The sequence below is a fragment of the Roseovarius sp. TE539 genome, from assembly GCF_003298505.1.
GTDB lineage: Bacteria > Pseudomonadota > Alphaproteobacteria > Rhodobacterales > Rhodobacteraceae > Roseovarius.
On record NZ_QNGB01000014.1, the window covers coordinates 33,295 to 58,072 of the forward strand.

A 24,778-nucleotide genomic window follows, 5' to 3' on the forward strand; every position below is an offset into this window, starting at 1 on the left:
CCAGCCCGCGATCAGCCGAGAAGCCAGGCGAGATACCCCAGATAGCAGACGAGCATTGCTCCGCCTTCCCGCCGCCCGACATGCCAGCCGGTTCGCGCAAACACCAGGAGCAGGACGGTCGCAGCACACATGACCCAGATATCGAGGCGGATAATCTCGGGGGGTACGGCCATCGGTTGAACAAGCGCGGTAATGCCAAGAATGCCAAGGATATTGAAAATGTTGCTGCCAAGAACGTTGCCCAGGGCGACGTCACCCTGCCCCTTGCGTACGGCGATGATGGATGTGACGAATTCCGGCATCGAAGTGCCGATCGCCACGATCGTCAAGCCGATCACCGTCTCTGAAATGCCGGCGGCCTGAGCAATGGATACAGCCCCGGAAACCAGCAGCCGCGCGCCGAGAATCGTGAAGACGAGCCCGGTCAAGGTGATGGCAAGGGATGCCCCGAGCGCGTGATCGGGCCCGGGCACCGCTTCTGCCTCCGCTTCGTAAACCGCTGCGGCGGCCGAGTTGGTCTTGCCCTTCTCGGACCAGAACGTGAACGCCAGATAGGCAAGGAGGGTCAGGACGAACACGACACCTGTCAGATGTCCGGCATCGCCGACCAGAACCACGGCAAGACACATGAGAGTGGCAACAATCATTACAAGTCCGTCGCGCCGGAACGCCCTAGCATCCACTGCCACCGGCGCCAGCAGAGCGGTAAAGCCGAGTATCAGCAGTATGTTTCCGATATTGCTTCCGATCACATTTCCGAGGGCGATCCCGGGCGAGCCGGACAAGGCGGCCTGAAGGCTCGTGACAAGTTCGGGCGTCGAGGTCCCGAAGCCGACCAAAGTCAGGCCGATCACCATTGGCGGAACGTTGAAGGACCTGGCCGCGGAAACTGCACCGCGAACCAGCATCTCACCACCAATGACCAGCCCGGCAAGACCGGCGATTACCAGGACGACAGTGTTCATTCGTTGAAAATCTCTATTTGGTGTGTCTGTGCGGGCGTCTGTACACTCGGAAACGGTGCCGGGCACCCGTCCCTGAGATAATCTCTTGTTGACCCGACGAAAAGTGGCGACCCGTGAAAGTTGCTGCACCCGGCGCGTTGCCTTCGATCAGAGGGTTGCCGCGCATGCATGGTGGTTTTTCTGCGACTGCGCGGTCATAAAATTACAAATTGGGGCCGCAACGCATTGCATTGTTGCGCATAGCTGGATAGATCGGGGCGAATGTGGCGATTCTGCATCGCGGCAAGAAGCGCTTGAAACAGGTTGGAGAACAAGGAGGCTAATGATGGCTCTGGATACGGAAACCGGGATTGCCCAATACGAGGCCCCCGAAAAGGATCTCTACGAGGTCGGTGAAATGCCTCCGATGGGCTACGTGCCGGCGAAAATGCATGCCTGGGCGATCCGCCGCGAACGTCATGGAGAGCCGGACAAATCCATGCAGCTTGAAGTGGTCGACGTGCCGCGCCCGGACAGCCACGAGGTGCTGGTCCTGGTGATGGCGGCGGGTGTCAACTACAACGGCGTCTGGGCCGGGCTGGGCAAGCCGATCAGCCCCTTTGACGTGCACAAGGCAGAGTTTCACATCGCCGGATCTGACGCCTCGGGCATCGTGTGGGCGGTTGGTGACAAGGTGACACGCTGGAAGGTCGGCGACGAGGTTGTGATCCATTGCAACCAGGACGATGGCGAAGACGAGGAATGCAACGGCGGTGACCCGATGTTCAGCCCCTCCCAGCGGATCTGGGGCTACGAGACGCCGGACGGATCATTCGCACAGTTCACCTGCGTGCAGGCACAGCAACTGATGCCGCGTCCGCGTCACCTGACATGGGAGGAAAGCGCCTGCTACACGCTCACGCTGGCCACCGCCTACCGGATGCTCTTCGGGCACGAGCCGCACGATCTGAAGCCGGGACAGAACGTCCTGGTCTGGGGCGCCTCGGGGGGCCTTGGCTCTTATGCGATCCAGCTCATCAACACCGCGGGGGCCAACGCGATCGGGGTGATCAGCGACGAGGACAAGCGCCAGTTCGTGATGGATCTGGGCGCCAAGGGCGTGATCAATCGCCGCGATTTCAAGTGCTGGGGCCAGCTGCCGACGGTCAATACCGAGGAATACAACACCTGGCTCAAGGAGGCGCGGCGCTTCGGCAAGGCGATCTGGGACATTACCGGCAAGGGCGTGAGTGTCGACATGGTGTTCGAGCATCCCGGCGAGGCGACATTCCCGGTTTCGGCGCTGGTGTGCAAGAAGGGCGGCATGGTCGTGATCTGCGCCGGCACCACCGGCTTCAACTGCACCTTTGACGTGCGCTACATGTGGATGCACCAGAAGCGTCTTCAGGGGAGCCATTTCGCGCATCTGAAACAGGCCAGTTCGGCGAACCGTTTGATGATCGAACGACGGCTCGATCCGTGCATGTCAGAGGTGTTCCCATGGGCCGAGGTGCCGGGCGCGCACATGAAGATGCTGCGCAACGAGCACAAGCCCGGCAACATGTCGGTGCTCGTGCAGGCCCCGCGCACCGGGCTGCGCACCGTCGAGGACGTGGTCGAGGCCGGACGCGGCTGAGCGAAGACAGACCGGCGCGGCCCGGCCCGGCCCGGATCAGGCCGACGCCGCCCAGTCCCAGTACATATCGCGGACCCGGCGGGTGACCGGCCCGATCTGGTAATGTGTATCCTCGAAGGCGCTGACCGGGGTCACCTTCATCATGTTGCCCGAAAGGAACACCTCGTCGGCGTCATGAAAATCCTCGAAGGTCATGACGGTTTCGTGCACGGCCGTGCCGTCCGCGCGCAGATTCTCGATATGCCGGGCGCGAGTGATGCCGGCGAGGAAGGTGCCGTTGGGCACCGGGGTAAACACCTCGCCGTCCTTCACGGCAAAAACGTTGGCAGTGGCGGTTTCGGCCACGTTGCCCATGGCGTCGGCCACCAAGGCGTTGCCGAAACCCCTGTCGCGGGCCTCGGCCAGCATCCTCGCGTTGTTGGGGTAAAGGCAGGCCGCCTTGGCGTTGACCACCGCGTTCTCGAGCGTGGGGCGGCGGAACCGCGTTCGGGAGAGGGTGGTCGTGGTCTCGGGCGCGGCCATCGGGATTTCCTCGAGGCTGATGGCGAAGCCGGTGGCCCCGCCCTCCTTCGGCACGATCGCGGACATGCCCCCGTCGATGGCCCAGTACATCGGCCGGATATAGACGGCCGCGTCCGCGGGGTAGGCTTTCAGCCCCTCGTGGATGATCGCGACCATCTCCTCGGTCGTCACGGTGGGCGTGACCATCAGCGCCGCGGCGGAGGCGTTGACCCGGGCGCAATGCCGGTCCAGGTCCGGCGTGAGGCCATGCGCGTAACGCGCTCCGTCGAAGACATTGCTGCCCAGCCACATGCCGTGATCGGCGGCGTTCATCACCGCGATGTCGCCGTCATGCCAGGCGCCGTTGAAATAGGTGCGGATATTCGTGCCCGTCGGCATGGTTTCCCTCCCGTTGATCCGGGTGCAGGTTAGGCCGGGCGCACGGAAGGGTCCAGAGCAAGCGTGCGGATCACGGCCCCTTCGGATGCCGGTGGACGGTGGCGCGAAATTCCTCGGTGCTGTTGTCCCTCGGGAAGGGCGTGGCGGGAATCGCGGTGCCCAGGAATTCACACAGAGGCGCCCAGCCGCTTCCGATCTCGTGGATCAGCAGCCGGTCGGCGGGGACGTGCCGTTTCACCGCTTCGACATTGGCCTTGTAGGCGGCGATGCCGTGATCCCGCTGCATCGGCTTGCCCGAGAAGACTTGGCGGGGGATCAGCATCCCCCCGGCTGTTTCCGTCCCGGCCTCCTGATCGGATTGCAGCACCGGCAGGATGGTTCTCTCGAAACTCGTCCACCAGCTTTCGGGCGTGCGCCATGTCAGCACGATCTTCGCGTCGGGAAACTCCGTCATCAGTTCGGGCCAGAAATGCGCCGATGGCCAGTCGAGGCAGGAACGGTACCCGCCAAGCAGGCTGTTCCAGTCGGCGGGACCGCCGGCGATGAACCGGCGCCAGGCATCCCGTTGCCCGGGATCCTCGTTCAGGGTGCGCATGTGGTGGCAGGGGCCGAAGCCTAGGATTTCCAGTGCCGCGCGCATCGAATCGGTTCCCGTGCGACCGAACCCCGCGCCGATGATCCGGATATCGGGCTTCATCGCGTGCCCTTGCGGGTGCGGCCCCTCGCGCGGCGGTTCCCGCCCGGTCGGGCAGGTCGGGGTCATCGCGGCGCCTGCGCCGGCGCCTCGGCCAGCAGCGCCTCCAGGTCCAGCGGGTCGTTGACCATGGCGAGATTTCCATCGGCGTCGCGCGGCCAGTCGGCCTGCGCGCGGTCACGGTAGAGTTCCACGCCGTTGCCGTCCGGATCGGAAATGTAGATGGCTTCGCTCACGCCGTGGTCGGCGGCCCCTTCCACAGGTATGCCGGCATCGACCACGCGGCGCAGTGCATCCGCAAGTTGAGCGCGGTCGGGATAAAGGAAAGCAGTGTGAAACAAGCCGGTATGGCCCTCGGGAGGTGGTGTGCCGTTCAGGGATTCCCACGTGTTGAGGCCGATATGGTGATGATAATCCCCGGCCGCCAGGAATGCCGCCCGGGTGCCGAATTTCTGTTGCAGTGCGAACCCCAGAACGCCGGAATAGAAAGCGATGGCACGGTCGAGATCGGCCACCTTCAGGTGAACATGGCCGATGCGGGTCGCAGGATGGACAGGGGTGGTCATGGCGCCGCCTTTGCAAGTGTTTCACGCCACGATAGGCGAACATTTATTTTCCGCGCAATTGCGAACATTTCACAGGGCTTCGTGCGCTGGCGCACTGAAACTCAGTAGGGGTCCGCTGGCCCACGATCCCGCGAGAGGCTGGACGCCCGGTGCGAGATCAGGCTTTCGATGGCGTCGGCGAGGTGGATCTCGGCGATGTTGTGATCACCCCGTTCAGTGCGCAGGCGGTGTGCTTCGATCATCACGTCCGCATGGGTGCAGCCCGTCGGCGGCTCGAATCTGTAGCAGGCAAGCTCGATCAGCAGTCCGAGGGGATCGCGAAAATAGATCGAATCCATGAAGCCGCGATCCTTGGGCCCGGAATGTGGGATACCGCGCTCATCGAGGCGTTCGACCGTTTGACTGAACGTTGCGTGGCTCACGGCGAAGGCAAGGTGATGCACGCAGCCCGGATCGGCCGGGGTGCTGCGGTGTACGCGGCTGCGGGTTTCGTCGGTGAATATGGTGATCAGACGTCCGTCACCCGGATCGAAATAGAGATGCCCCTCGTCCGGGTTGTCGAGATTGGGCTGTTCGAAAACGAACGGCATGCCGAGCACCCCTTCCCAGAAGTCGATGGACGTCTGGCGTCCGGCTCCGGTCAGCGTCACGTGATGTAGGCCCTGGCTTTGCAGTTTGCGCATGGAATCCCCCCTTGATTTCGGGCGATTATGGAAAGGATGGCATTCCATGCGCAAGGCTTGCGCTTGGGCGGGCACGGGTTTGCGGTGCCGCGTGATACGCCCGTCCCTTCAGGGATGACCGGATTGCACGGTAGCGAATCGTTGCCATCGCGGGGTCGGGGCGGCATTCTGTCCTTTCAACAACCAAGACGTTTTACAGTGTCTCATTTCGGTCCTTCGAACGGGCTCAATGACGGGGGTAACACCGTGTTCAATCCAACGGCGGTCACAGCGGCCGCGTTCGGCGATCACCTGGCCGAAACCTACCTTGAATATTTCTCAGGCCGCGTCCGCGAGCATGCCGCTTACCTCAAGGGGGCCGCACGTCTGGGGCTGGAACGGCAAAGCAATTCCGACGCGCTTTACCACAATGCCGAACACACGATGATGGTGACGCTGGTCGGACAGCAAATTCTGCGCGGACGGCTTCTTTCGGAGGCTTTGCAACCCGAAGACTGGCTGCATTACATCCTCGCGTTGCTGGTTCACGATATAGGCTACACCCGCGGTGCCTGCCCCGGCGACACGCCGGACAGCCTCGTGATCGACGCCGACGGAAACACCGTCACGCCGCCGCGCGGGGCGTCGGACGCATGGCTGACGCCGTGGCATGTGGACCGCGGCATGATATACGTGCGCCACCGCTTCGGCCCTTCGGCGACCGTGGACGAAGAGCGGATCGCGCGCGCTGTCGATTACACCCGCTTTCCGGTGCCCGATGATCCGGCATATCACGAAACCCGAAGCGAGGCCGCGCTGGTGCGCGCGGCCGACCTGATTGGGCAGATGGCTGATCCTTTTTATCATCGCAAGATAAACGCGCTCTTTCACGAATTCACCGAGACCGGTGCCGCGGAGAAGTTGGGCTACGAGAACCCTATGGACCTGATGGAACGCTATCCCGATTTCTTCTGGTCGCAGGTCCAGCCTTTGATCCAGCCGGCACTCGGGCACCTGGAGCAGACGATGGAAGGCAAGCAATGGGTGGCACAGCTCTACAACCAGGTTTTCCAGGTTGAACGGCGCACTTCCATCCTCGGGCCGTTCGCGGGCTGAGGCCGCCAGGTGCGTGTTGCCTGCATCGGTCGCGTTTGCGATGCTGAGCGGATCAGTCAACCACGCAAGGGGCTTGCGGAGGTCATGCTCCGGCGCCGACCATGCCCAGGATATCGTAGGTGCGGCGGAGGATCGGCGCGGCGATGGCACGGGCGCGCGCGGCTCCGGCCGACAGGGTGCGGTCGATCTCGTCGGGATCTTCCATCAGGCGCCCCATCTCCGCCGAGATGGGGGCGATCCTGTCCACCGCCAGATCGGCGAGCCGCGGCTTGAATACGGAAAACGATTGTCCGCCCGCCTCGGCCATGACCTGATCGAGGCTCATGTCGGCCAATGCGGCGTAGATGTTGACCAGATTGCGGGCCTCCGGGCGCTCGGCCAACCCGTCGGCGTCGAGTGGTAGCGGCTCGGGGTCGGTCTTGGCCTTGCGGATCTTTTTCGCGATCGTATCGGCATCATCCGTCAGGTTGATGCGGCTCATGTCCGACGGATCGGACTTGGACATCTTCTTCGTGCCGTCGCGCAGGTTCATCACCCGGGTCGCGGTGCCTTCGATAACCGGTTCCGTGACAGGGAAGAATTCGACCCCGTAGTCGTGGTTGAACTTGCGGGCGATTTCCTGGGTCAGTTCCAGGTGCTGTTTCTGATCCTCGCCCACGGGCACATGGGTCGCATGGTAGACAAGGATGTCCGCCGCCATCAGCGCGGGATACCCGAACAACCCCAGGCTCGCTTGCTCGGCGTTCTTGCCGGCCTTGTCCTTGAACTGCGTCATGCGCTTCATCCAGCCCATCCGCGCCACGCAGTTGAAGACCCATGCCATCTGCGTGTGTTCGGCCACCTGACTCTGATTGAAAAGTATGGATTTATCGGGGTCGAGGCCGGAGGCGATGAACCCGGCTGCCAGTTCCCGGGTGGCATGGCGCAGCTCCGCAGGATCCTGCCACACAGTGATGGCATGCAGGTCGACCATGCAATAGATCGACTCGACACCCGCGTCCTGCGTTTCGGCAAACCGCTTCAGGGCGCCGAGGTAATTCCCGAGATGCAGGTCGCCCGAGGGCTGTATGCCCGAAAAGACCCTAGGTGCGAATTTGGCGCCGCCGGCACCTGTGCCCGCCTCGGTCATTTTGTTTCTCCGTCTGGAATTCCGTGCCTGCCTCGCTTACCCATGGGCCACTGCCCCGTCAAGGAGAGCCAGATGCAGAACGATCCCCGGCCCCAGAGCCCTGTCAATCCGCTTCCGCCAGTGGTGGCGGCGCTGTTTCTGCTGATCGTCGTAGTCGAGCTTGCTTTCTCGGCCGGGGCCCGGGGCCTGATCGGCGGGCCCGGCGCCGTCGGCTGGCGACAGCAAGCGATTCAGACCTACGCCTTCAACAGTGATATCTTCAGCTGGATGATACAGAATGGAATCTATCCCCTCGAGCATGTCATGCGGTTGCTGAGCTTCCCTTTCCTGCATGGTGGTTTCACTCACGCGCTGTTTTCCGGGGTCTTGTTGCTGGCCCTGGGCAAGTTCGTGGGCGACGTGTTCAGCCAGCTCGCGGTGCTGGCGGTATTCATCCTGTCCGCAATGGCCGGGGCGGTGGTCTACGGGCTGCTCAATCCGGCACAACCGTGGCTGATGGGCGCTTTTCCGGGGGTCTACGGGCTGATCGGGGCATTCACCTATCTCATGTGGTTGAAGCTGGGACAGGCCGGTGCGCAGAAGCTGCGCGCCTTCACCCTGATCGGCGTGCTCATGGGCCTGCAACTGACCTTCGGGCTTCTTTTCGGCGCCAATACGAATTGGGTCGCCGATGTATCGGGTTTCGTGGCCGGGTTCGCTTTGTCGGTCTTCGTGGCGCCCGGCGGCTGGCGCAACCTGCGCGAACGGATTCGACACCGATAGCGCGCCGGCTTCAACGGCGCAGCGCTTCGCGGAATTCGTGCATCCGGAACGCCCCCAGAAGGTGTCCGGCGCCGAAGTAGCTGACCAGACCAGCGCCCACGAGCACGAGCAGCGCGATCCATCGCAGTCCGGCCAGGGCGAAAAAAGGGGCAAGCGGCAGAACGAGCATCCAAAGAACCACGCCCATCAACGCGGCCGCGGCGATGATCCGCCATATCCGGCGCTTCAGCCTGTCGTCGAAGCGTGCCACTTCGCCCATCGGTCGCGCCCCCCGGGCCAGCAGGCCCACCATCGCCCAGCCTGCGAGGGTCGTGCCGACGGCGGCGGCGGCCCATCCGATCAGCACCGAAAGACCGACTGCCGCGACCGCGTTCACGATCATCCCGAAGACGGCATAGCGGAACGGACTGCGCGTGTCCTCGCGTGCGAAGTAGAGCGGTTGAAGGATCTTCTGCAACACGAAGGCCGGCAGGCCGACACCATAGATTGCCGCCGCCAGCGCGGTTGCGGCGCTGTCGTCGCTTCCGAAGGCACCGCGTTCGAACAGGACTGAGACCAGCGGCAGCGGCACGATCACCAGCGCGACGGCAGCCGGCACGGTGAGGGCCAGCGAAATCTCGGTGGCCCGCGACAGCGCCTCGCGTGCGCCGGTATCGTCAGCGGCCTTGAGGCGGCGGGACAGGTCCGGCAGCAGGACGATCCCGACCGCGATCCCCACCGCACCGAGAGGCAGCTGGTAGAGCCGGTCGGCGGCATAGAGCCAGCTGACCGCGTTGTCATAGTTGGATGCCACCAGCTGCCCGACCAGAAGATTGACCTGCATGACCCCGCCGGCGAGGGCGGCGGGGATGGCGATACGCACCAGCCTTGCGATCTCTGGGGTCCAGCGCGGGCGCGAGGGGCGGATGCGAAGACCGGCCCTGTCGGCGGCGATCCAGACCAGCACCAGCTGCGCCACGCCTCCGATCGGGATGGTCCAGACCAGAGCCTGCGCGACCGCCCCGGTGGTCAGGGCTGCGGCCGTCATGGCGCTGACCAGCAGAACATTGAGAAGCACGGGAGCGGCAGCGGCGGCGGCAAAACGCCCCGCGGCGTTCAGGGCTCCTGAAAGCAGCGCGGCCAGAGAGATGAAGAGGATGTAGGGAAAGGCGATCCGGCCGAACTCCACCGCCAGGCCGAAGCGTTCGTCCCCCGCGAAGCCCTCGGCAGTGGCCCAGACCAGCGCCGGCATGAAGATCATCGCAAGCGCCGTGAGGATCAGCAGCACGAAGCCCAGCCCGCCGAAGGCCAGGCCCGCGAAGCCTTCGGCGTCTTCACCCGCCTCCAGCCGCTTGGAGAACATCGGAACGAAAGCAGCATTGAAAGCGCCTTCGGCGAAGAAACGGCGGAACATGTTGGGCAGCCGGAATGCCGCCACGAAAGCGTCCATGACCGGGCCAGGGCCGATGAAATTGGCGATCAGGACGTCGCGGACAAACCCCAGAACCCGGCTCATCAGAGTCCAGAAGCTGACTGTGAGCACGCCCGTGAGCAGACGGATTGGTTTCATGGACCGGCCTCGGACAGGGGTGGCTGATCGAGAAGTAGCGGATCGCACCGGACGGTGGAAGGGAGAGTTCGGTGATCCTTGCCGGTCCGCGCGAGGGAGGTGCCGCTGAGTGATCTTTTGGCGGTTCGGACAAGAGCACGTTGCGCCGGATCGGAGCCACCCGCCCGGCGCACCCGCGACGGGCACGCGCCCGTCCGGGTGGGCGCGTGCCCGTCTCCGGACCGTTTCGGATTGAATGCAACAACCTTTAAACCGCAAGGATTGCGAAAGGGCGTGACAACCCGGGCGAATCCCGAAACGGTGACGCCGATTGCGGCGCCGGATTGAGGGAGAGGCATATGCAGGTTGGTTTCGTAGGGCTGGGAAATGTTGGCGGCAAGCTGTCTGGCAGCCTGCTTCGCAACGATATTGGAATAAGCGTCCATGATCTGGACCCCGAACTCGTCAAGACGTTCGTGGCGCGTGGTGCGATACCCGGCACCAGTCCGGCACGAATGATGCGAGATTGCGACGTGGTCATAACGTGTCTGCCAAACCCCGCGGCAAGCGCGGCGGTGATGGACGAGATGCTGCCCGAGATCGGCCCAGGCAAGATATGGATGGAAATGTCGACCACCGATGAAACCGAGGTCCGGCGGCTTGGCGCGCTCGTATCGGAGCGTGGCGGCGCGGCTGTGGATTGTCCGGTTTCCGGCGGGTGCCACCGGGCTGATACGGGCAATATCAGCATTTTCGCCGGCTGTGACAGGGAGGTTTTCGACCGCATTCTCCCGCTTCTTACCGTCATGGGACGGCGGGTTCTGCATACCGGTGAACTCGGCAGTGCCAGCGTCCTGAAAGTGCTGACCAATTTCCTGGCGACAGCCAATCTGGTGGCCGTGGCCGAGGCGCTTTCGGTTGCGGACTCGGCCGGGATGGATCTCAATGTCGCTTACGAGGCGATACGGATATCTTCGGGCAATTCCTTCGTGCACGAGACCGAGAGTCAGGTGATCCTGAACGGGAGCCGTGATATTTCCTTCACGATGGATCTTGTCGCCAAGGATATCGGCCTGTTTCAGGGCGTCGCGGACCGTGCCGGCGTGCCGCTGGAGCTGAACCCGCTTCTCGTAGACCTTTTCCAGGATGGCATTGCCCGGTATGGTCCGCGGGAATGGTCGTCGAACATCATTCGCCGTCTGGAGGATGCGACCGGACGCAGTGTGACAGCACCGGGATTTCCCCCGATCCTGTCCGATGAGGAGCCCGAAGAGGCGGGTGCTGAGGTTTATCCGCGCCGTTGACGGCACGGCGCCAGGGACGCGGATGGCGGACAGGGTGCCGACAGGGAGACAACGAATGCAGGGTCAGGTGCTGATCACTATCGGCGCATCGGCGCCGAGGCGCGTTTTCGGCGTGGTCACGCTGGTGCTTCTGGGCGGTCTTCTGATCTGGCTGGCACTGGCACATCCCCCCGCCGGCCCGGTCTGGCAGGCTTTCCTCGTCCTGACCGGGTTGCTGGCACTTTGGGGGGGCGAACGGATGCGGCGTGCGACGGCGGGCCGGCTGATCCTGACCGATGAAGGGCTTCATGCCGGGGATGGCAGTGTCATCGCGCCGATCGGGCGGATCCGGTCGCTGGATCGGGGCATGTTCGCGTTCAAACCCTCGAACGGATTCATCCTGAGGCTCGATCAGGCCGTGCCCGCACGCTGGGAGCCGGGCATGTGGTGGTGTCTGGGCCGGCGAATTGGGGTGGGCGGCGTCACCTCGCGGGCACAGACGAAGGCAATGGCCGATGCTCTTGGCGCCCTTTTGGCACAACGATGAGGTCTGCCGTGATGCGCCCTCAGCCGTCGTCGAAAAGGATCTGCGGCGCAAAGCGGGGACTGGTGACCACCCTCGTGCCAACCGTGATATCGTCGATCCCGACATCGAAGATGGATGGATAGGACGAAACCGATTCGATCACGATGACTTCTTCACCGTCATCCATGATGGGCAGTTCCGCGTGGTCGTTCTCGACGTCCGCGTCGCGCAGCGGCGTCATCGCGCCCGATCCGCGCACCTGTGACCATCCGATGAAGTACTCGTCGTCCTCGGCATCGTACTTGATCACGGATATGCGCAACTGGTTGACACCGTCATCGTTGGTGATCCTGTCGAACAGTTCCTTGGTGTTGTCGATATAGGTCGGCGTGACGGTGCCCATCTCGCGCGAGATCATGTCGGCGACGGTATAGCTTGCCTTGTCTCTGGCGCTGTTGTAGCGGTGGACCTCGAAGAACTCGTAGGTCGCGGCCAGCACCCAGATCAGCAATGGCAGCGTGACCACGGCTTCGATCATGATCGAGCCTTCGTCATCCTCGCGGAAGCCCCGCAGGCGGTTTATGAAGCGGTTCAGGATCATGTCAGAGCGGCTCCTGCACGAAGGCGGTCATAGACACGATCGCGGCTTGACCGCTGGAATCGGTGTCGAGTGCCCGTCCCAGCCGCCACGTCGGAAAGAGCGGATCGTATTTCACGCAGGCCCGCAACAGCATCAGCTGGTTCTGCTGGCCCGGCGTGAACTGGCGGACCGGCTTGGTGGGTTCCTCCTGATCGGTGCAATCCGTGCCATCGGGCAGCCCGCCGAGGCTGCGGATGTCGGTGGGCATCATTTCAAGCCGCAGGTTCTTGTTGCAATTGGCTATGATCAGGGTCTGGTCGCAGATCGTGGCCTTGATCTCGTCATGCTTGGGGGCGGTCCCCGTACCGAGGCGGATGTCACGCACGGCGATGTCGAGCCCGCGTTCCAGCATCGTGTGACGCAGGGTGATGAGACTCAGTTCCAGCGACATCCCCAGCAGCGCCAGGTAGACCGGGAAGATCAGCATGAACTCCATGGCGAAGCTGCCGTCCTCGTCGCCCCAGAGCCTTGAAAACATTTTACGGATGCGCGCGATCATTGAGTCAGCCTCAGGTTGACGACGTTCGCGGCGATGGAGCTGAAGGCGTCGGTGATGTTGATGCCGTCGGCGCGGTAGTAATGCGCGTGCGATGAGGCGCAGGTTTCCAGCACGGTTTCAGCGGTACCTCCGCGACTGATCTCGAAGCCGATGGTGAAGACGACCACGCCCTCGGTCTTGGTGGCGGCACATGTATCGAGCATCCGGCTGTTCTTTTCCCCGCCGTTCAGCCTTTCGGAACTCACGTAATCGTTCCAGGGGCCCCAGTTGCCGGTGGTTTCGCCGTAAAAGCGCGGCGACATCATGCCCCAGGCTTCTTCCCAATCGAGACGTTCCTTGTCGATGAAGCCGCTCTGGTCCTCGAGGTCGTCGAATTCCGATGCCGAGATCCAGTCGTCATCTTCGAGGTCATAGTAGCGTTCCGGGCTGGGATCGCGGAGGTAGTAGGACGAAACCACCGGCCCGTCCACGCGATAGACGCATTCGAGCCAGGACAGGTGGCAGTACTGCTCTACCCAGTCTTCGTGCCATTCCCGCGAGGGGTTGTAGATGTCGAACGCGTAGTCGAATTCCTGTTCCTGGTGGGTCACGCGGTAAAGATCGGAGTTCGGGCCGCGGTATTGCGGGGAACTCTTGTCGAAGAAGTAAGATGTGGTGTTCTGGCCGTCGCCCATCATCACGATGACCTTGAGCGTTTCGGGCTCGTCGTAGTCGGCGGGCACGTCGTCCAGAGAGCCGTCCATCTCGTTGGCGGAACGAAGATTATTGCTGACCGTGCGGAATGTCGGGTCCAGCATCGCCGCGCCCCAGTTCATGCCCTGGTGGCCGGAGGTGTTGCCGTCGGCGCGCAGCGCGTCGATCTTGCTGTGAAGGTCCGATTCGCTGATCGAGTAGGGCAGGATCTCCATGTAGTCGTCGGTGAAGCAGGAGCGCCAGCCGGATGTCAGATCCTGCCAATCGCCGTAAAGGGAGGTATACACCATCTGGTCCACCGGCACGCCGTTGCTGGTGGCCGAGGCGCCCGATGTGAGCGTGGCGTGCCCGAAATCGTTCGTTTTGAAACGCAGGCAGGTTGAATAGGTGTGCGTCTGGTCCACGGCTAGGGCGTTGAACATCGTTTCGGTCGGGGTGACGGACCAGCTGAAGGGCACCACCGAAACCACCGTGTCGCCGATTTCCGAGGCCCCGAGGATTGTGGATACGAAATCCTTGGCCGCGGTCTTGAGGTTGCCGAGCTTGTTGTTGCTGCCCATCGAGCCGGAGACGTCGAGCACCAGCGCCACCTCGAGCTTGGGCACCCGCATTTCCGCGGTGGAGGCTGCCGCGGCGCCGAGCGTCTTGACGCCCGAAAGTTTCATCAGGTAGGTACTCAGCTGCATGCTGGCGTTGGCCGAAACCTTGGTCGAATTGAGGGTGGTGATGATGTCATCCTCGCCCTCGCCGTCATCGTCGATCTCGTGCAGGTACTGGGCCATGTTGGCCTTGAGAAAATAATCCTCGACGATTGCCTTGGCGTCCGAGCCGAAGGGTGCGCCGGCCCCGGCCAGAACCGCGCTGTCCAGCGTGTTCTGAAGCTTGGCGCGGCTCATCTCGTGGCGCATCGTGTCTATGGCCAGACCGCCTGCGGCAAGCATCAGCAGGAGCAGAAAGAGTGTAAGGGCGATCACCGCCCCGTCCTCGCCACGCAGGAACGCGGCAGAGTGCTTTCGCAATATGCGGAACGCTCCGCCCGCTGCCGGGAAATGTCCGGTGGTATGGCGTTTTTCAATGCTCACGTCTGTAACCTCTCTGGCCTCTGATGCCCCCGAACGTGTGAGTCGGATGCAAGATCAGGCCGGACTTGCAGAACGTAGATTAACGTTTGCTATGGCGAAATTAGGGCAGGATTTGGGGAAATTGCGGCGATTCACGTTGTCCCGGCAATGATCCGGAGCCGTGCGCCGGATTGTTTCCCCCTGGTGTCAGATGCCGCGTTCGGGATGATGAATTTCAATGCGATACGGCAGTATTACGGCAATGGGTGGACAAAATTGTCGCATCATTTAACGATGCTCACACAAGTCCGGCGAAAATGAAACGAACCGCCGGGCGGCGCTGTGCGCCGGTCAAGGGAGGAATACGATGAACGCAGTGAAAGAGCCGAGTTTCCGCGAAAGTGTGGACCTGATGTTCAACCGCGCTGTCGCGCTGATGGACTTGCCGCCGGGGCTGGAGGAAAAGATCCGCGTCTGCAATGCCACCTATACGGTGCGTTTCGGAGTACGGCTGCGCGGGCAGATTCATACCTTCGTCGGCTATCGCAGTGTCCACTCGGAACATATGGAGCCGGTGAAGGGCGGCATCCGATATTCACTGGCGGTCAATCAGGATGAAGTCGAGGCGCTGGCGGCGCTGATGACCTACAAGTGTGCTCTTGTCGAAGCGCCTTTCGGTGGCTCCAAGGGCGGGTTGTGCGTGGACCCCCGCGAGTGGGACGAGCACGAGATGGAACAGATCACCCGCCGGTTCGCTTATGAGCTGGCCAAGCGCGATCTCATCCATCCCAGCCAGAACGTGCCGGCGCCCGACATGGGCACAGGCGAACGCGAGATGGCGTGGATTGCCGACCAGTACCGGCGCATGAACACCACGGACATCAACGCCCGCGCCTGTGTGACGGGCAAGCCCGTCAATGCCGGCGGAATCGCCGGCCGGACCGAGGCCACGGGGCGCGGCGTGCAATACGCCCTGCAGGAATTTTTCCGCCACAAGGAGGACGTGAAGGCGGCGGGAATGAAGGGCACGCTGGACGGAAAGCGCGTGATCGTGCAGGGGCTGGGCAACGTGGGTTATCACGCGGCCAAGTTCCTTGCGGATCAGGACGGCTGCAAGATTACCGCTGTCATCGAACGCGACGGCGGGCTGATGTCCGAGGACGGCCTGGATGTGGATGATGTGCGCGCATGGATCGCCAAGCATGGCGGCGTGGACGGCTACCCTTCCGGACGATACGTGCGCGACGGTTCGAAATACCTCGAGAACGAATGCGACATCCTGATCCCCGCGGCCCTTGAGGGGGTTATCAACATATCGAATGCCGAGCGGATCAAGGCACCGCTGATCATCGAGGCGGCCAACGGCCCGGTCACGGCAGGTGCCAACGAAATCCTGCGCGAGAAAGGCTGTGTGATCATACCGGACATGTATGCCAACGCCGGCGGTGTGACGGTATCCTACTTCGAATGGGTCAAGAACCTCAGCCATATCCGCTTCGGTCGCATGGGCCGGCGTCAGGAAGAGGCGCGCCACGAACTTATCGTCGGTGAACTGGAGAAACTCGACGAACATCTTGGCGATGCATGGGGCATGTCGCCCGATTTCAAGCAGAAATACCTGCGCGGGGCGGGTGAACTGGAACTGGTTCGTTCGGGGCTGGATGACACGATGCGAAACGCATACCAGCAGATCCGCGAGGTCTGGCACGAGCGCGAGGATGTGCAAGACCTGCGGACCGCGGCCTATCTGGTCTCGATCGACAAGGTCGCGGCAAGCTATCGGGCGCTCGGACTCTGAATTCTTGGCGGGCGTGGTCGGCCTGACCTGCTCATGCGGGGCCGTGTCGGCCCGACTGCATGTGCCGGGAAAAAGTGCCGGCGCGCGCGCCGTCTGCTACTGTTCCGATTGCCAGAGCGCGGCGGGCTTTCTCGGGGTGGCGGAAGATGTGCTCGATCCGGCTGGCGGCACTGACATCTACCAGACCACGCCGGACCGCTTGGAGATCCTGGCCGGGGCGCGGCACCTGGCCATCCTGAGACTGTCGCCGAAAGGACTCATGCGATGGCACGCGGGCTGTTGCGGGACGCCGCTTTTCAACACACTGCCACGCTTGTCACTGCCTTTTCTGGGGGTCGTGCTGCGGCCCGGTGGCACGGACGGGCAGGCGGATGAACTTGAGTCACGCCTCGGGCCGGTGCGGGCGCGTGTCTTTACCGCGTCGGCCCGGGGGCCCGATGCGCCGGCCCGCGACGAGGGCTTTGCCCGGACCGGGGCCGGAATCATGTCACGGATGATCATGGCATGGCTTTCGCGACGGGCCGCGCGCAACCCGCTTTCCGGGCTCGATGCACCGGTTCGGGTTCTCACGCGGGAGGAGCGGCGCAAGGCGCGGCCGGGTTAGCACCGGTTCACAGGCTTTTCCGGATCTCTTGCTGTCGAAAAATCCGGTGGAGGGCCAATGCCCCATTGCTATCACCGATGCGAGTTGGTTCACTCCGCGCGGCGCCGCCGCGGGGGCGGGCCGCTGGCCAGCAGGGAGATCATTGAATGCGCTTTTCGGGACTGCGCGTTATCAAGGAAGGCCTGACGGGCAACCGGGGATGGACTCCGCACTGGCGTGACGCCACGCCGAAGGATGCCTATGACGTGGTGATCATCGGTGGCGGTGGTCATGGTCTTGCCACGGCCTACTACCTTGCCCGCAACCATGGTATCACCAATGTCGCGGTACTCGAGAAAGGTTATCTGGGCGGAGGAAACGTGGGGCGCAACACCACGATCGTCCGTGCCAATTATTTCCTGCCGGGCAATTCGGAGTTCTATTCGCACTCCCTGAAGCTGTGGGAGGGGCTGGAGCAGGATCTGAACTACAATGTCATGCATTCGCAGCGCGGACAGATCGCGCTTTTTCACAACGACGCGCAGCGCGATGCGGCGATCCGGCGCGGCAACGCGATCCGCAATCAGGGCGACGATGCGGACCTTCTGACCCCGGACGATCTCAGGCGCGTCCTGCCCTATCTCGACTACGAGCAGACGCGCTTTCCCATTTATGGCGGGCTGCTGCAGCGCCGGGCCGGCACCGCGCGCCATGACGCGGTGGCATGGGGGTTCGCCCGCGGCGCGTCGGATCGCGGCGTGGACCTGATCCAGAATTGCGAAGTGACGGGCATCGACATCGACGCCGGAAAGGTCAGGGGCGTGCAGACGACCCGCGGCGCGATCCGGGCCGGCAAGGTGGCGATTGTCGTCGCCGGACGCTCCAGCCAGGTGGCGGCCATGGCCGGCATGCGCCTTCCGATCGAATCCCATGTCCTGCAGGCCTTCGTGACCGAGGGGCTGAAACCCTGCATCGACCACGTGGTCAGCTTCGGGATGGGACATTTCTACATCAGCCAGTCCGACAAGGGCGGGCTGGTCTTCGGGGGGGATCTGGATTTTCATGCTTCATATGCCGCCCGAGGCAATCTGCCGATGGCCGAGCACGTCATGGAGGCGGGCATGACCCTGATGCCGATGATCGGCAAGGCCAAGCTTCTTCGCAGCTGGGGCGGAATCATGGACATGACCCCTGATGGCAGCCCGATCATCGACCGCACCGACGTTGACGGGCTCTATTTCAACGGCGGATGGTGCTACGGCGGGTTCAAGGCGGTGCCGGGGTCGGGCTATTCCATGGCGCATCTGGTGGCGACAGGCCGGCATCACGAACCGGCGGCCCGGTTCAGGCTGGACCGTTTCCTCACCGGGCGCGGCCTCATGGACGAGGAAGGCACCGGTGCCCAGCACAACCTGCATTGAGGCGCCCTAGGCGGAGGACGGGATGATGAGTATTTCCGGAAAGATGAAGCCCGCGACGGGGCGAGGAGGGCGGCAATGAGGATCACCTGTCCCGTATGCGGAGAGCGCGATCGGCGCGAGTTCCATTACAAGGGCGATGCAGTGGCCCTGAACCGGCCGGACCCGGATGCGGGCGATGCTGCCTGGGATGATTATATCCACACGCGCGACAATCCCGCGGGGGAGACGCGCGATCTGTGGTATCACGAAACCGGCTGTGCGGCCTGGATCGTGGTCACCCGCAACACCGTGAGCCACGAGGTGCTCGATACCCGGCTGGCCAGTGACGTTGTCCGCGGTGCCGGGAAACGTGGCGGGGGGGTGCGGAAATGAGGATCGAGGGCGCGGGCCTCATTGACCGGGACAGGCGGTTGAATTTCCGATTCGACGGCCGCAGCTACGAGGGCCTGGCAGGTGATACACTGGCCTCGGCGCTTCTCGCCAACGATGTGCGGTTGGTCGGGCGGTCGTTCAAGTATCATCGTCCCCGCGGCATCCTGACCGCCGGCAGCGAGGAACCCAACGCGCTTGTCACACTTGGCAGCGGGGCCGCGCAGGAACCCAACCTCCGCGCCCCCGCGCTGGAACTTTTCGAGGGGATGGAGGCACGCAGCCAGAACCGGTGGCCCTCGCTGCAGCGGGATCTGCTGGCGATAAACGACCTGGCCGCGCCGTTCCTGGGGGCCGGGTTCTACTACAAGACGTTCATGTGGCCGAAATCCTTCTGGGAAAGGGGTTACGAGCCACTGATCCGTCGGGCCGCGGGGCTTGGCGCACTGTCGGGACAGCACAATCGCGATGTCTACGAAAAGGCCTTCGCGCATTGCGATCTTCTGGTGATCGGGGCGGGGCCTGCCGGTCTGATCTCGGCTTTGACGGCGGCGCGGGCCGGTGCTGATGTGATCCTGGTCGACGAAGACGTGCGCACCGGGGGGCGGCTGAATGCCGAGACCCACGAGATCGACGGCATGCCGGGGCGCGAATGGGCCGAAGAAATCACCAACGAGTTGCTGGAGACCGGCAATGCGCGGGTCATGACACGCACCACCGTCACCGGCGCCCATGACCAGGGCACGTACGGGGCGCTGGAGAAGTTGCCGCCGGACGTGGCGGCGCGCGCTGGCGCCCCCCTCGAGACGTTCTGGCGCATCGTGGCGCGACGCGCGGTGCTTGCGACGGGCGCCATCGAACGTCCCGTGGCGTTCGCCAACAATGACCGGCCCGGTGTGATGACGGCCTCGGCGGTGCGGGCTTACGTCAATCGCTGGCGCGTCGCAACGGGGCGCAACGTGGCGGTGTTCGGCAATTCCGACGATGCACACCGTACCGCCGCGGATCTGATCGCCGCGGGCGTTCATGTGAGCGCCCTTGTCGACTCGCGACATCACGCCCGGACCGGTCTCGACGTGCCGTTCTATCCCGGCGGACAGGTCTGCAACACCGATGGGCGTCACGGTCTGGAGGCGATCACCATCGCCACGGCCGCCGGCACCGAGAAGCTGCAGGCCGAGTGCCTGGCCGTATCCGGTGGTTGGAACCCGGCGGTGCATCTGAGCTGTCACCTCAACGCGCGGCCGGTCTGGAAACCCGACATTGCCGCGTTCGTGCCAGCCGACGGGGCGGTGCCCGGCATGTGGCCGGCAGGCGCCTGCCGCGGTGAATTTTCGACCCGTGCCTGCCTGGTTGACGGTATCGGTGCGGCAGTTGACGCGCTGAAGGATCTCGGCCGTCGTGCACCGCATATGGACGTGCCCCGCGCCGAGGACGCGCCCTGTGGGCTGGCGCCGCTCTGGCATGTACCGGGCAAGGGCCGTGCCTGGCTGGATTTCCAGAACGACGTGACCGTGAAGGACGTCAGGCAAGCGGCGATGGAGAATTTCCGCTCTGTCGAACACATGAAGCGCTACACCACGCAGGGGATGGCCCCCGACCAGGGCAAGAATTCCAACATCGGCGCCCTTGCGGTGCTGGCCGACGCAACCGGGCGCGGCATCCCCGAAACCGGCACCACGACCTTCCGGCCGCCCTACGTGCCGGTCAGCATCGCGGCCCTTGGCGCGGGCGCGCAGGGGCAGGGGTTCGCACCGCAGCGGCTGACAACCTCGGACAAGGCCAGTCGGCGGCGAGGCGCCCCGATGATCGAGGTGGGGCTTTGGTACCGGCCGAGCTATTTCCCCGCCCCGGGCGAGACGCATTGGCGACAGGCCTGCGACCGCGAGGTTCGCCTGGTCCGGGAGGCCGTGGGCATTGCCGATGTCTCGACTCTGGGCAAGATCGACATCCAGGGGCCGGACGCGGGCCGTTTCCTTGATTTCGTCTACACCAACACCTTCTCGACGCTGAAGCCGGGGCGCGTGCGCTACGGGCTGATGCTGCGCGAGGACGGGCACGTGATGGATGACGGCACCACCGCGCGGCTGGGCGATCAGCACTACCTGATGACCACCACCACCGCCGCCGCCGGCGAGGTGATGCGGCACCTGGAATTCGTCCACCAGGGGTTGCTGCCGGATTGCGACGTGCGCTTTGTTTCGGTCACCGAGCAATGGGCACAGTTCGCCGTGGCCGGACCGAAATCACGCGACCTGCTCAACGAGGTGCTTGACCATACGATCGACGGGCAGACCTGGCCGTTCATGGCCTGCGGTCCGGTGCGTGTCGGTGGCATCGAAGGGCGCCTGTTCCGCATCTCGTTCTCGGGCGAGCACGCCTACGAACTGGCAGTGCCGGCGCGCTATGGCGAGAGCCTGTTTCGCGATCTGGTTTCGCGTGCGGAAGGGATGGGCGGCGGACCTTACGGCATGGAGGCGCTCAATGTGATGCGGCTCGAGAAGGGGTTCATCACCCATGCCGAGATCCACGGGCGGACCACGGCCTTCGACATCGGCATGGAGCGTATGGTGAGTCCGAACAAGGACTGCATCGGCAAGGCCGCCGCCGAGCGGCCGGGGCTGACCGACCCGGAGCGCGAACAACTTGTCGGACTCAAGCCGGTGGGGGCCGTGAAGATGCTGATCGCCGGTGCCCATCTGTTCGACAAGAATGCATCGGCCGTGCGCGAGAACGATCAGGGCTATATCACCTCGGTCGGGTTCTCGCCCACCTTCGGGCATTTCCTGGGGCTGGGATTTCTCCGAAACGGTCGGGCACGGCATGGCGAGGTGGTGCGCATGGTCGACCACCTCGGCGAGGTGGAGACACTTTGCGAAGTGCAGGCCCCGGTGCAGTTCGATCCTGAAGGAGGGCGCACCCGTGACTAGACTTGCCGCAAGGACGCCCCTGCAGGGGCTTTTGTCGCTGACCGTCGGGGACCAGACCGTCACCGAAGCCGATTGCGGATTCATGACGTCGATCGCGCCTTGGCGGGGGCAGGATGCGGCATTGTCGGAGGCGTTGAAGGCCGCGCATGGAATGTCGGCGCCCGGGCCGGGCCGGATTACCGGGCGCGAGGGCGCGCGGGCGATCTGGTTCGGGCAAAGGATGATTCTTCTGGCCGGACCGGCCCCTGATCCATCGCTGGCGGCGCATGCCGCGCTGACCGATCAGTCGGATGCCTGGGCCGTGGCGCGGCTTCAGGGGCCGCAGGCCCGCGAGGTTCTCATGCGCCTCACTCCGATCGACTTGCGCGATGGGGTTTTCAAGAACGGGCACACTGCGCGAACCGATCTCAGGCACATGATGGCCTCGATCACGCGGCTGGGTGGGCAGAGTTACCAGATCATGGTTTTCCGGGCCTTCGCGCAAACACTCGCCCATGATCTGCAGGTCGCGATGGAGGGGGTTGCCGCGCGGCATGAAGGCTGACAACACTCCGCCACGAGAGGACCGACTTTCAGCCCGGTTTCAGGAGGTGCCGCCATGATCCGTCTTGCAATTCTCGGTTTTTGCCTTGCTGCAATGCCTGCGCTGGCCGAAACGGACGCCGAGCGCGAGGAGCGTTGCGCGGCGCAGGCCGGTATCGTGGAACAGGCGGTTGCGCTGCGTGGCAAGGGGACAGCCAGGGCCGCTGTCACCGAGGCCCTCACGGACGGCGAAACGGCGGTGCAGGCGCGTTTCAGGCCTTCGGTCAAGCCGCTTGTGGACTGGGTTTTCGCGCTGGAGGAGTCTCAGCTCACACCTGAGGTGGCCAGCGTGTTCGAGGCATCCTGCCGCGACTACAAGCAGTAAACCCGCACCACAGCCCCGGGCTGTGCTTGTGGCGTTCCGGGCTTGGCGCGGACGCCGCGATGCCCCATATTACCGGAATGAGCTTGCCCCCTGGTTTCCTGGACGATTTACGCACCCGAACCTCGCTTTCGCAGGTGGTCGGGCGCAAGGTCATCTGGGACACGCGAAAATCCAACCAGGCCAAGGGCGACATGTGGGCGCCATGCCCGTTCCATCAGGAAAAGACCGCCTCTTTCCACGTCGATGATCGCAAGGGTTTCTATTACTGTTTCGGTTGTCATGCCAAGGGTGACGCCATCAGCTTCGTCCGCGAGACGGAAAATGTGGATTTCATGGAGGCGGTTCGAATCCTGGCGCAGGAAGCTGGCATGCCGATGCCCGAACGCGATCCACAGGCGCAAGCGAAGGCCGACCATCGCGATGAATTGGCAGAGGTCATGGAGATGGCTGTGCGCCATTTCCGGCTGCGCCTGCAAAGTGCGGCCGGTGGCGCAGCGCGCGATTACCTGCAGGGCCGGGGGCTGAACGCCGAAACCCGCGACCGGTTCGAGATCGGTTTTGCCCCGGCGGCCTGGCAGGATCTGTGGGATCACCTGACCGGGCGTGGCGTGACCGAAAAGCAGATACTCGCCTGTGGTCTGGCCAAGCCCGGCCGCAAGAACGGCCGGCCATACGACACCTTTCGCGGCCGGATCATGTTCCCGATAAGGGATCCGCGCGGACGTTGCATCGCCTTCGGTGGCCGGGCGCTCGATCCCGAGGAAGACGCCAAGTATCTGAATTCGCCCGAGACCGAGCTGTTCGACAAGTCGCGAACTCTCTACAATCACGGGCCGGCACGGGAGGCGGCGGGCAAGGGTCAGCCCCTGATCGTTGCCGAGGGGTACATGGATGTCATCACCCTTGGCGCGGCGGGTTTCGATGCTGCCGTGGCCCCGCTCGGAACCGCGGTGACCGAAGCGCAGCTTGCGCATCTATGGCGTATCTCGGACGAACCGGTGATCGCGCTCGACGGGGATGAGGCCGGCCTGCGGGCCGCGCATCGGGTGATCGACACGGCTTTGCCGCTTCTGGAGGCGGGCAAGAGCCTGCGTTTCGCGATCCTGCCCGAGAATACCGATCCCGATGACCTGATCCGCGCCGAAGGACCGGCGGCGGTGCGGGCGCTTGTCGGGTCCGCGCTGCCGATGGTGCAGTTGCTGTGGCAACGCGAGACCGCCGGGCGCAGCTTTGACAGCCCCGAACGGCGGGCTGCCCTCGACCAGAAGCTGCGCGCCAAGATCGGGCTGATTCGCGATCCCTCGATCCGCAGCCATTACGGACAGGCGATCAAGGATCTCAGATGGAAGCTCTTCAATCCGCGGCAGGGTCCTGCGGCGAAGGCGCGGGGCGGCCGCTGGCAACCGATCCCGGGTGCACGCGCCGGAACCAAATCTTCCTTGCTTGTCACGGCAGGGGATGGGGTGCGCGACCATCTGCGCGAGGCGGTGATCCTGGCCACACTCGCAGGGACGCCCGAGGCCTGCGGCGGTTTCGAATCCGGGCTCGAGACACTGGAATGCCGCGACGCGACCCATGCCCGCCTGCGCGATCTGCTGTTGCTGCATGCGAACGAGGGAAAGGACGCGCTGGAAGCGGCGATCAGTGCTGCGCTCGGGACACAAGCCCTTGAAAAGCTCAGGGCTTTGCCCCATGTCGCGATAACGCCCGCAATCCGGCGTCCGGGTGACGCGGAGCTGGCGCACAAGACAGTTGCCGAGGAGCTGGAGAAGATCGCCGCGGATCGCGGCCTCAAGGCCGAGGTTTCGGAGGCAGCAGAGGATCTTTCGGGGGTTGCGGACGAAGCGGTAACCTGGCGTTTGAGCGAGGCGGCCAGGGTCCGGGACAATGCCCTGCGGAGCATCGGGGAGGACCGGATCGAGTACGAAACGGGCGACAACGGGGCGCGGATGAACCGCCGGGAACGCGAAGCCTTCGAAAATCTGCTTGGGCGGATCGGCTTCGACAAGCCGGGTAGTTGAAGAAATTGGTGAGGAACCAACAAAGAAATCAGGGTAGACGGGTGTGCGAATCACTGTGACGCGTTATTGATTCGCCTTGGGCGAATCGCCCGATCCGACCATTGCTCAGG

General features: G+C 63.8%; 23 protein-coding genes. 13 read left to right on the forward strand and 10 right to left on the reverse strand.

Going from position 1 to position 24,778, the window contains the following annotated elements; translation table 11 throughout:
• Nucleotides 1-11: 11 nt before the first annotated feature.
• On the reverse strand, nucleotides 12-965 hold the full coding sequence (locus DQW77_RS10480; protein ID WP_113258176.1) for a calcium/sodium antiporter: 954 nt from the start codon (nucleotides 963-965) through the stop codon (nucleotides 12-14).
• 325 nt (nucleotides 966-1,290) lie between these two features.
• Between DQW77_RS10480 and ccrA the strand changes: the two genes are divergently transcribed.
• Entirely contained in the window at nucleotides 1,291-2,580 is a 1,290-nt protein-coding gene (gene ccrA, locus DQW77_RS10485; protein WP_113258215.1) for a crotonyl-CoA carboxylase/reductase, read from the forward strand.
• 36 nt (nucleotides 2,581-2,616) lie between these two features.
• On the opposite strand, the gene DQW77_RS10490 is transcribed toward ccrA, so the two are convergent.
• From DQW77_RS10490 to DQW77_RS10505, 4 genes are all read right to left on the reverse strand, one after another.
• The gene (locus DQW77_RS10490; RefSeq protein ID WP_113258177.1) at nucleotides 2,617-3,480 is read right to left on the reverse strand and encodes a branched-chain amino acid aminotransferase; all 864 of its coding nucleotides are present in this window, start codon (nucleotides 3,478-3,480) and stop codon (nucleotides 2,617-2,619) included.
• Between the two features lie 70 nt (nucleotides 3,481-3,550).
• Nucleotides 3,551-4,243, reverse strand: coding sequence for a sulfotransferase family protein (locus DQW77_RS10495; RefSeq protein WP_220124959.1), 693 nt, complete (start codon nucleotides 4,241-4,243; stop codon nucleotides 3,551-3,553).
• Complete coding sequence (locus tag DQW77_RS10500; RefSeq protein WP_113258178.1) at nucleotides 4,240-4,740, reverse strand: VOC family protein; 501 nt, start codon at nucleotides 4,738-4,740, stop codon at nucleotides 4,240-4,242. The genes DQW77_RS10495 and DQW77_RS10500 overlap by 4 nt, the downstream gene beginning before the upstream one ends.
• A gap of 101 nt (nucleotides 4,741-4,841) precedes the next feature.
• Complete coding sequence (locus tag DQW77_RS10505) at nucleotides 4,842-5,423, reverse strand: VOC family protein (protein ID WP_113258179.1); 582 nt, start codon at nucleotides 5,421-5,423, stop codon at nucleotides 4,842-4,844.
• 246 nt (nucleotides 5,424-5,669) lie between these two features.
• Between DQW77_RS10505 and DQW77_RS10510 the strand changes: the two genes are divergently transcribed.
• Nucleotides 5,670-6,518 (forward strand): HD domain-containing protein, encoded by an 849-nt coding sequence (locus DQW77_RS10510; protein WP_113258180.1) that lies wholly within the window; start codon nucleotides 5,670-5,672, stop codon nucleotides 6,516-6,518.
• Between the two features lie 82 nt (nucleotides 6,519-6,600).
• On the opposite strand, the gene trpS is transcribed toward DQW77_RS10510, so the two are convergent.
• On the reverse strand, nucleotides 6,601-7,647 hold the full coding sequence (gene trpS / locus DQW77_RS10515) for a tryptophan--tRNA ligase (RefSeq protein ID WP_113258181.1): 1,047 nt from the start codon (nucleotides 7,645-7,647) through the stop codon (nucleotides 6,601-6,603).
• A gap of 72 nt (nucleotides 7,648-7,719) precedes the next feature.
• On the opposite strand from trpS, the gene DQW77_RS10520 reads away from it, so the two are divergent.
• Complete coding sequence (locus DQW77_RS10520) at nucleotides 7,720-8,409, forward strand: rhomboid family intramembrane serine protease (RefSeq protein ID WP_258523816.1); 690 nt, start codon at nucleotides 7,720-7,722, stop codon at nucleotides 8,407-8,409.
• A 10-nt stretch (nucleotides 8,410-8,419) separates the two neighbouring features.
• Here the strand turns inward: DQW77_RS10520 and murJ are convergent, their stop codons facing one another.
• Nucleotides 8,420-9,958, reverse strand: coding sequence for a murein biosynthesis integral membrane protein MurJ (gene murJ, locus DQW77_RS10525; RefSeq protein ID WP_113258183.1), 1,539 nt, complete (start codon nucleotides 9,956-9,958; stop codon nucleotides 8,420-8,422).
• Between the two features lie 338 nt (nucleotides 9,959-10,296).
• On the opposite strand from murJ, the gene DQW77_RS10530 reads away from it, so the two are divergent.
• Nucleotides 10,297-11,241: an NAD(P)-dependent oxidoreductase gene (locus DQW77_RS10530; protein WP_113258184.1), complete on the forward strand. Its 945-nt coding sequence runs from the start codon at nucleotides 10,297-10,299 to the stop codon at nucleotides 11,239-11,241.
• A 55-nt stretch (nucleotides 11,242-11,296) separates the two neighbouring features.
• Entirely contained in the window at nucleotides 11,297-11,767 is a 471-nt protein-coding gene (locus DQW77_RS10535; RefSeq protein WP_113258185.1) for a hypothetical protein, read from the forward strand.
• A 19-nt stretch (nucleotides 11,768-11,786) separates the two neighbouring features.
• Here the strand turns inward: DQW77_RS10535 and DQW77_RS10540 are convergent, their stop codons facing one another.
• From DQW77_RS10540 to DQW77_RS10550, 3 genes are read right to left on the reverse strand one after another with little or no spacing between them, the layout of a single operon-like run.
• Nucleotides 11,787-12,347: a TadE/TadG family type IV pilus assembly protein gene (locus tag DQW77_RS10540; protein WP_113258186.1), complete on the reverse strand. Its 561-nt coding sequence runs from the start codon at nucleotides 12,345-12,347 to the stop codon at nucleotides 11,787-11,789.
• Nucleotide 12,348: 1 nt separating this feature from the next.
• On the reverse strand, nucleotides 12,349-12,885 hold the full coding sequence (locus tag DQW77_RS10545; RefSeq protein ID WP_113258187.1) for a TadE/TadG family type IV pilus assembly protein: 537 nt from the start codon (nucleotides 12,883-12,885) through the stop codon (nucleotides 12,349-12,351).
• Nucleotides 12,882-14,660 (reverse strand): pilus assembly protein TadG-related protein, encoded by a 1,779-nt coding sequence (locus DQW77_RS10550; RefSeq protein ID WP_258523817.1) that lies wholly within the window; start codon nucleotides 14,658-14,660, stop codon nucleotides 12,882-12,884. The genes DQW77_RS10545 and DQW77_RS10550 overlap by 4 nt, the downstream gene beginning before the upstream one ends.
• A 346-nt stretch (nucleotides 14,661-15,006) precedes the next feature.
• On the opposite strand from DQW77_RS10550, the gene DQW77_RS10555 reads away from it, so the two are divergent.
• From DQW77_RS10555 to dnaG, 8 genes are all read left to right on the forward strand, one after another.
• Nucleotides 15,007-16,437, forward strand: a complete 1,431-nt coding sequence (locus DQW77_RS10555; protein WP_113258188.1) for a Glu/Leu/Phe/Val dehydrogenase — start codon at nucleotides 15,007-15,009, stop codon at nucleotides 16,435-16,437.
• A complete protein-coding gene (locus DQW77_RS10560; protein WP_258523818.1) occupies nucleotides 16,358-17,041 on the forward strand; it encodes a DUF6151 family protein in 684 nt (227 codons plus the stop codon). Before DQW77_RS10555 ends, DQW77_RS10560 begins: the two co-directional genes overlap by 80 nt.
• 146 nt (nucleotides 17,042-17,187) lie before the next feature.
• A complete protein-coding gene (locus tag DQW77_RS10565) occupies nucleotides 17,188-18,441 on the forward strand; it encodes a sarcosine oxidase subunit beta family protein (protein WP_113258190.1) in 1,254 nt (417 codons plus the stop codon).
• Between the two features lie 75 nt (nucleotides 18,442-18,516).
• Nucleotides 18,517-18,813, forward strand: coding sequence for a sarcosine oxidase subunit delta (locus DQW77_RS10570; protein WP_113258191.1), 297 nt, complete (start codon nucleotides 18,517-18,519; stop codon nucleotides 18,811-18,813).
• Nucleotides 18,810-21,740: a sarcosine oxidase subunit alpha family protein gene (locus DQW77_RS10575; RefSeq protein ID WP_113258192.1), complete on the forward strand. Its 2,931-nt coding sequence runs from the start codon at nucleotides 18,810-18,812 to the stop codon at nucleotides 21,738-21,740. Before DQW77_RS10570 ends, DQW77_RS10575 begins: the two co-directional genes overlap by 4 nt.
• The gene (locus DQW77_RS10580) at nucleotides 21,733-22,284 is read left to right on the forward strand and encodes a sarcosine oxidase subunit gamma (protein WP_258523819.1); all 552 of its coding nucleotides are present in this window, start codon (nucleotides 21,733-21,735) and stop codon (nucleotides 22,282-22,284) included. Before DQW77_RS10575 ends, DQW77_RS10580 begins: the two co-directional genes overlap by 8 nt.
• Before the next feature lie 54 nt (nucleotides 22,285-22,338).
• Nucleotides 22,339-22,647 (forward strand): hypothetical protein, encoded by a 309-nt coding sequence (locus DQW77_RS10585; protein ID WP_113258194.1) that lies wholly within the window; start codon nucleotides 22,339-22,341, stop codon nucleotides 22,645-22,647.
• A 77-nt stretch (nucleotides 22,648-22,724) separates the two neighbouring features.
• A complete protein-coding gene (dnaG, locus tag DQW77_RS10590) occupies nucleotides 22,725-24,668 on the forward strand; it encodes a DNA primase (RefSeq protein ID WP_113258195.1) in 1,944 nt (647 codons plus the stop codon).
• Nucleotides 24,669-24,778: the final 110 nt, after the last annotated feature.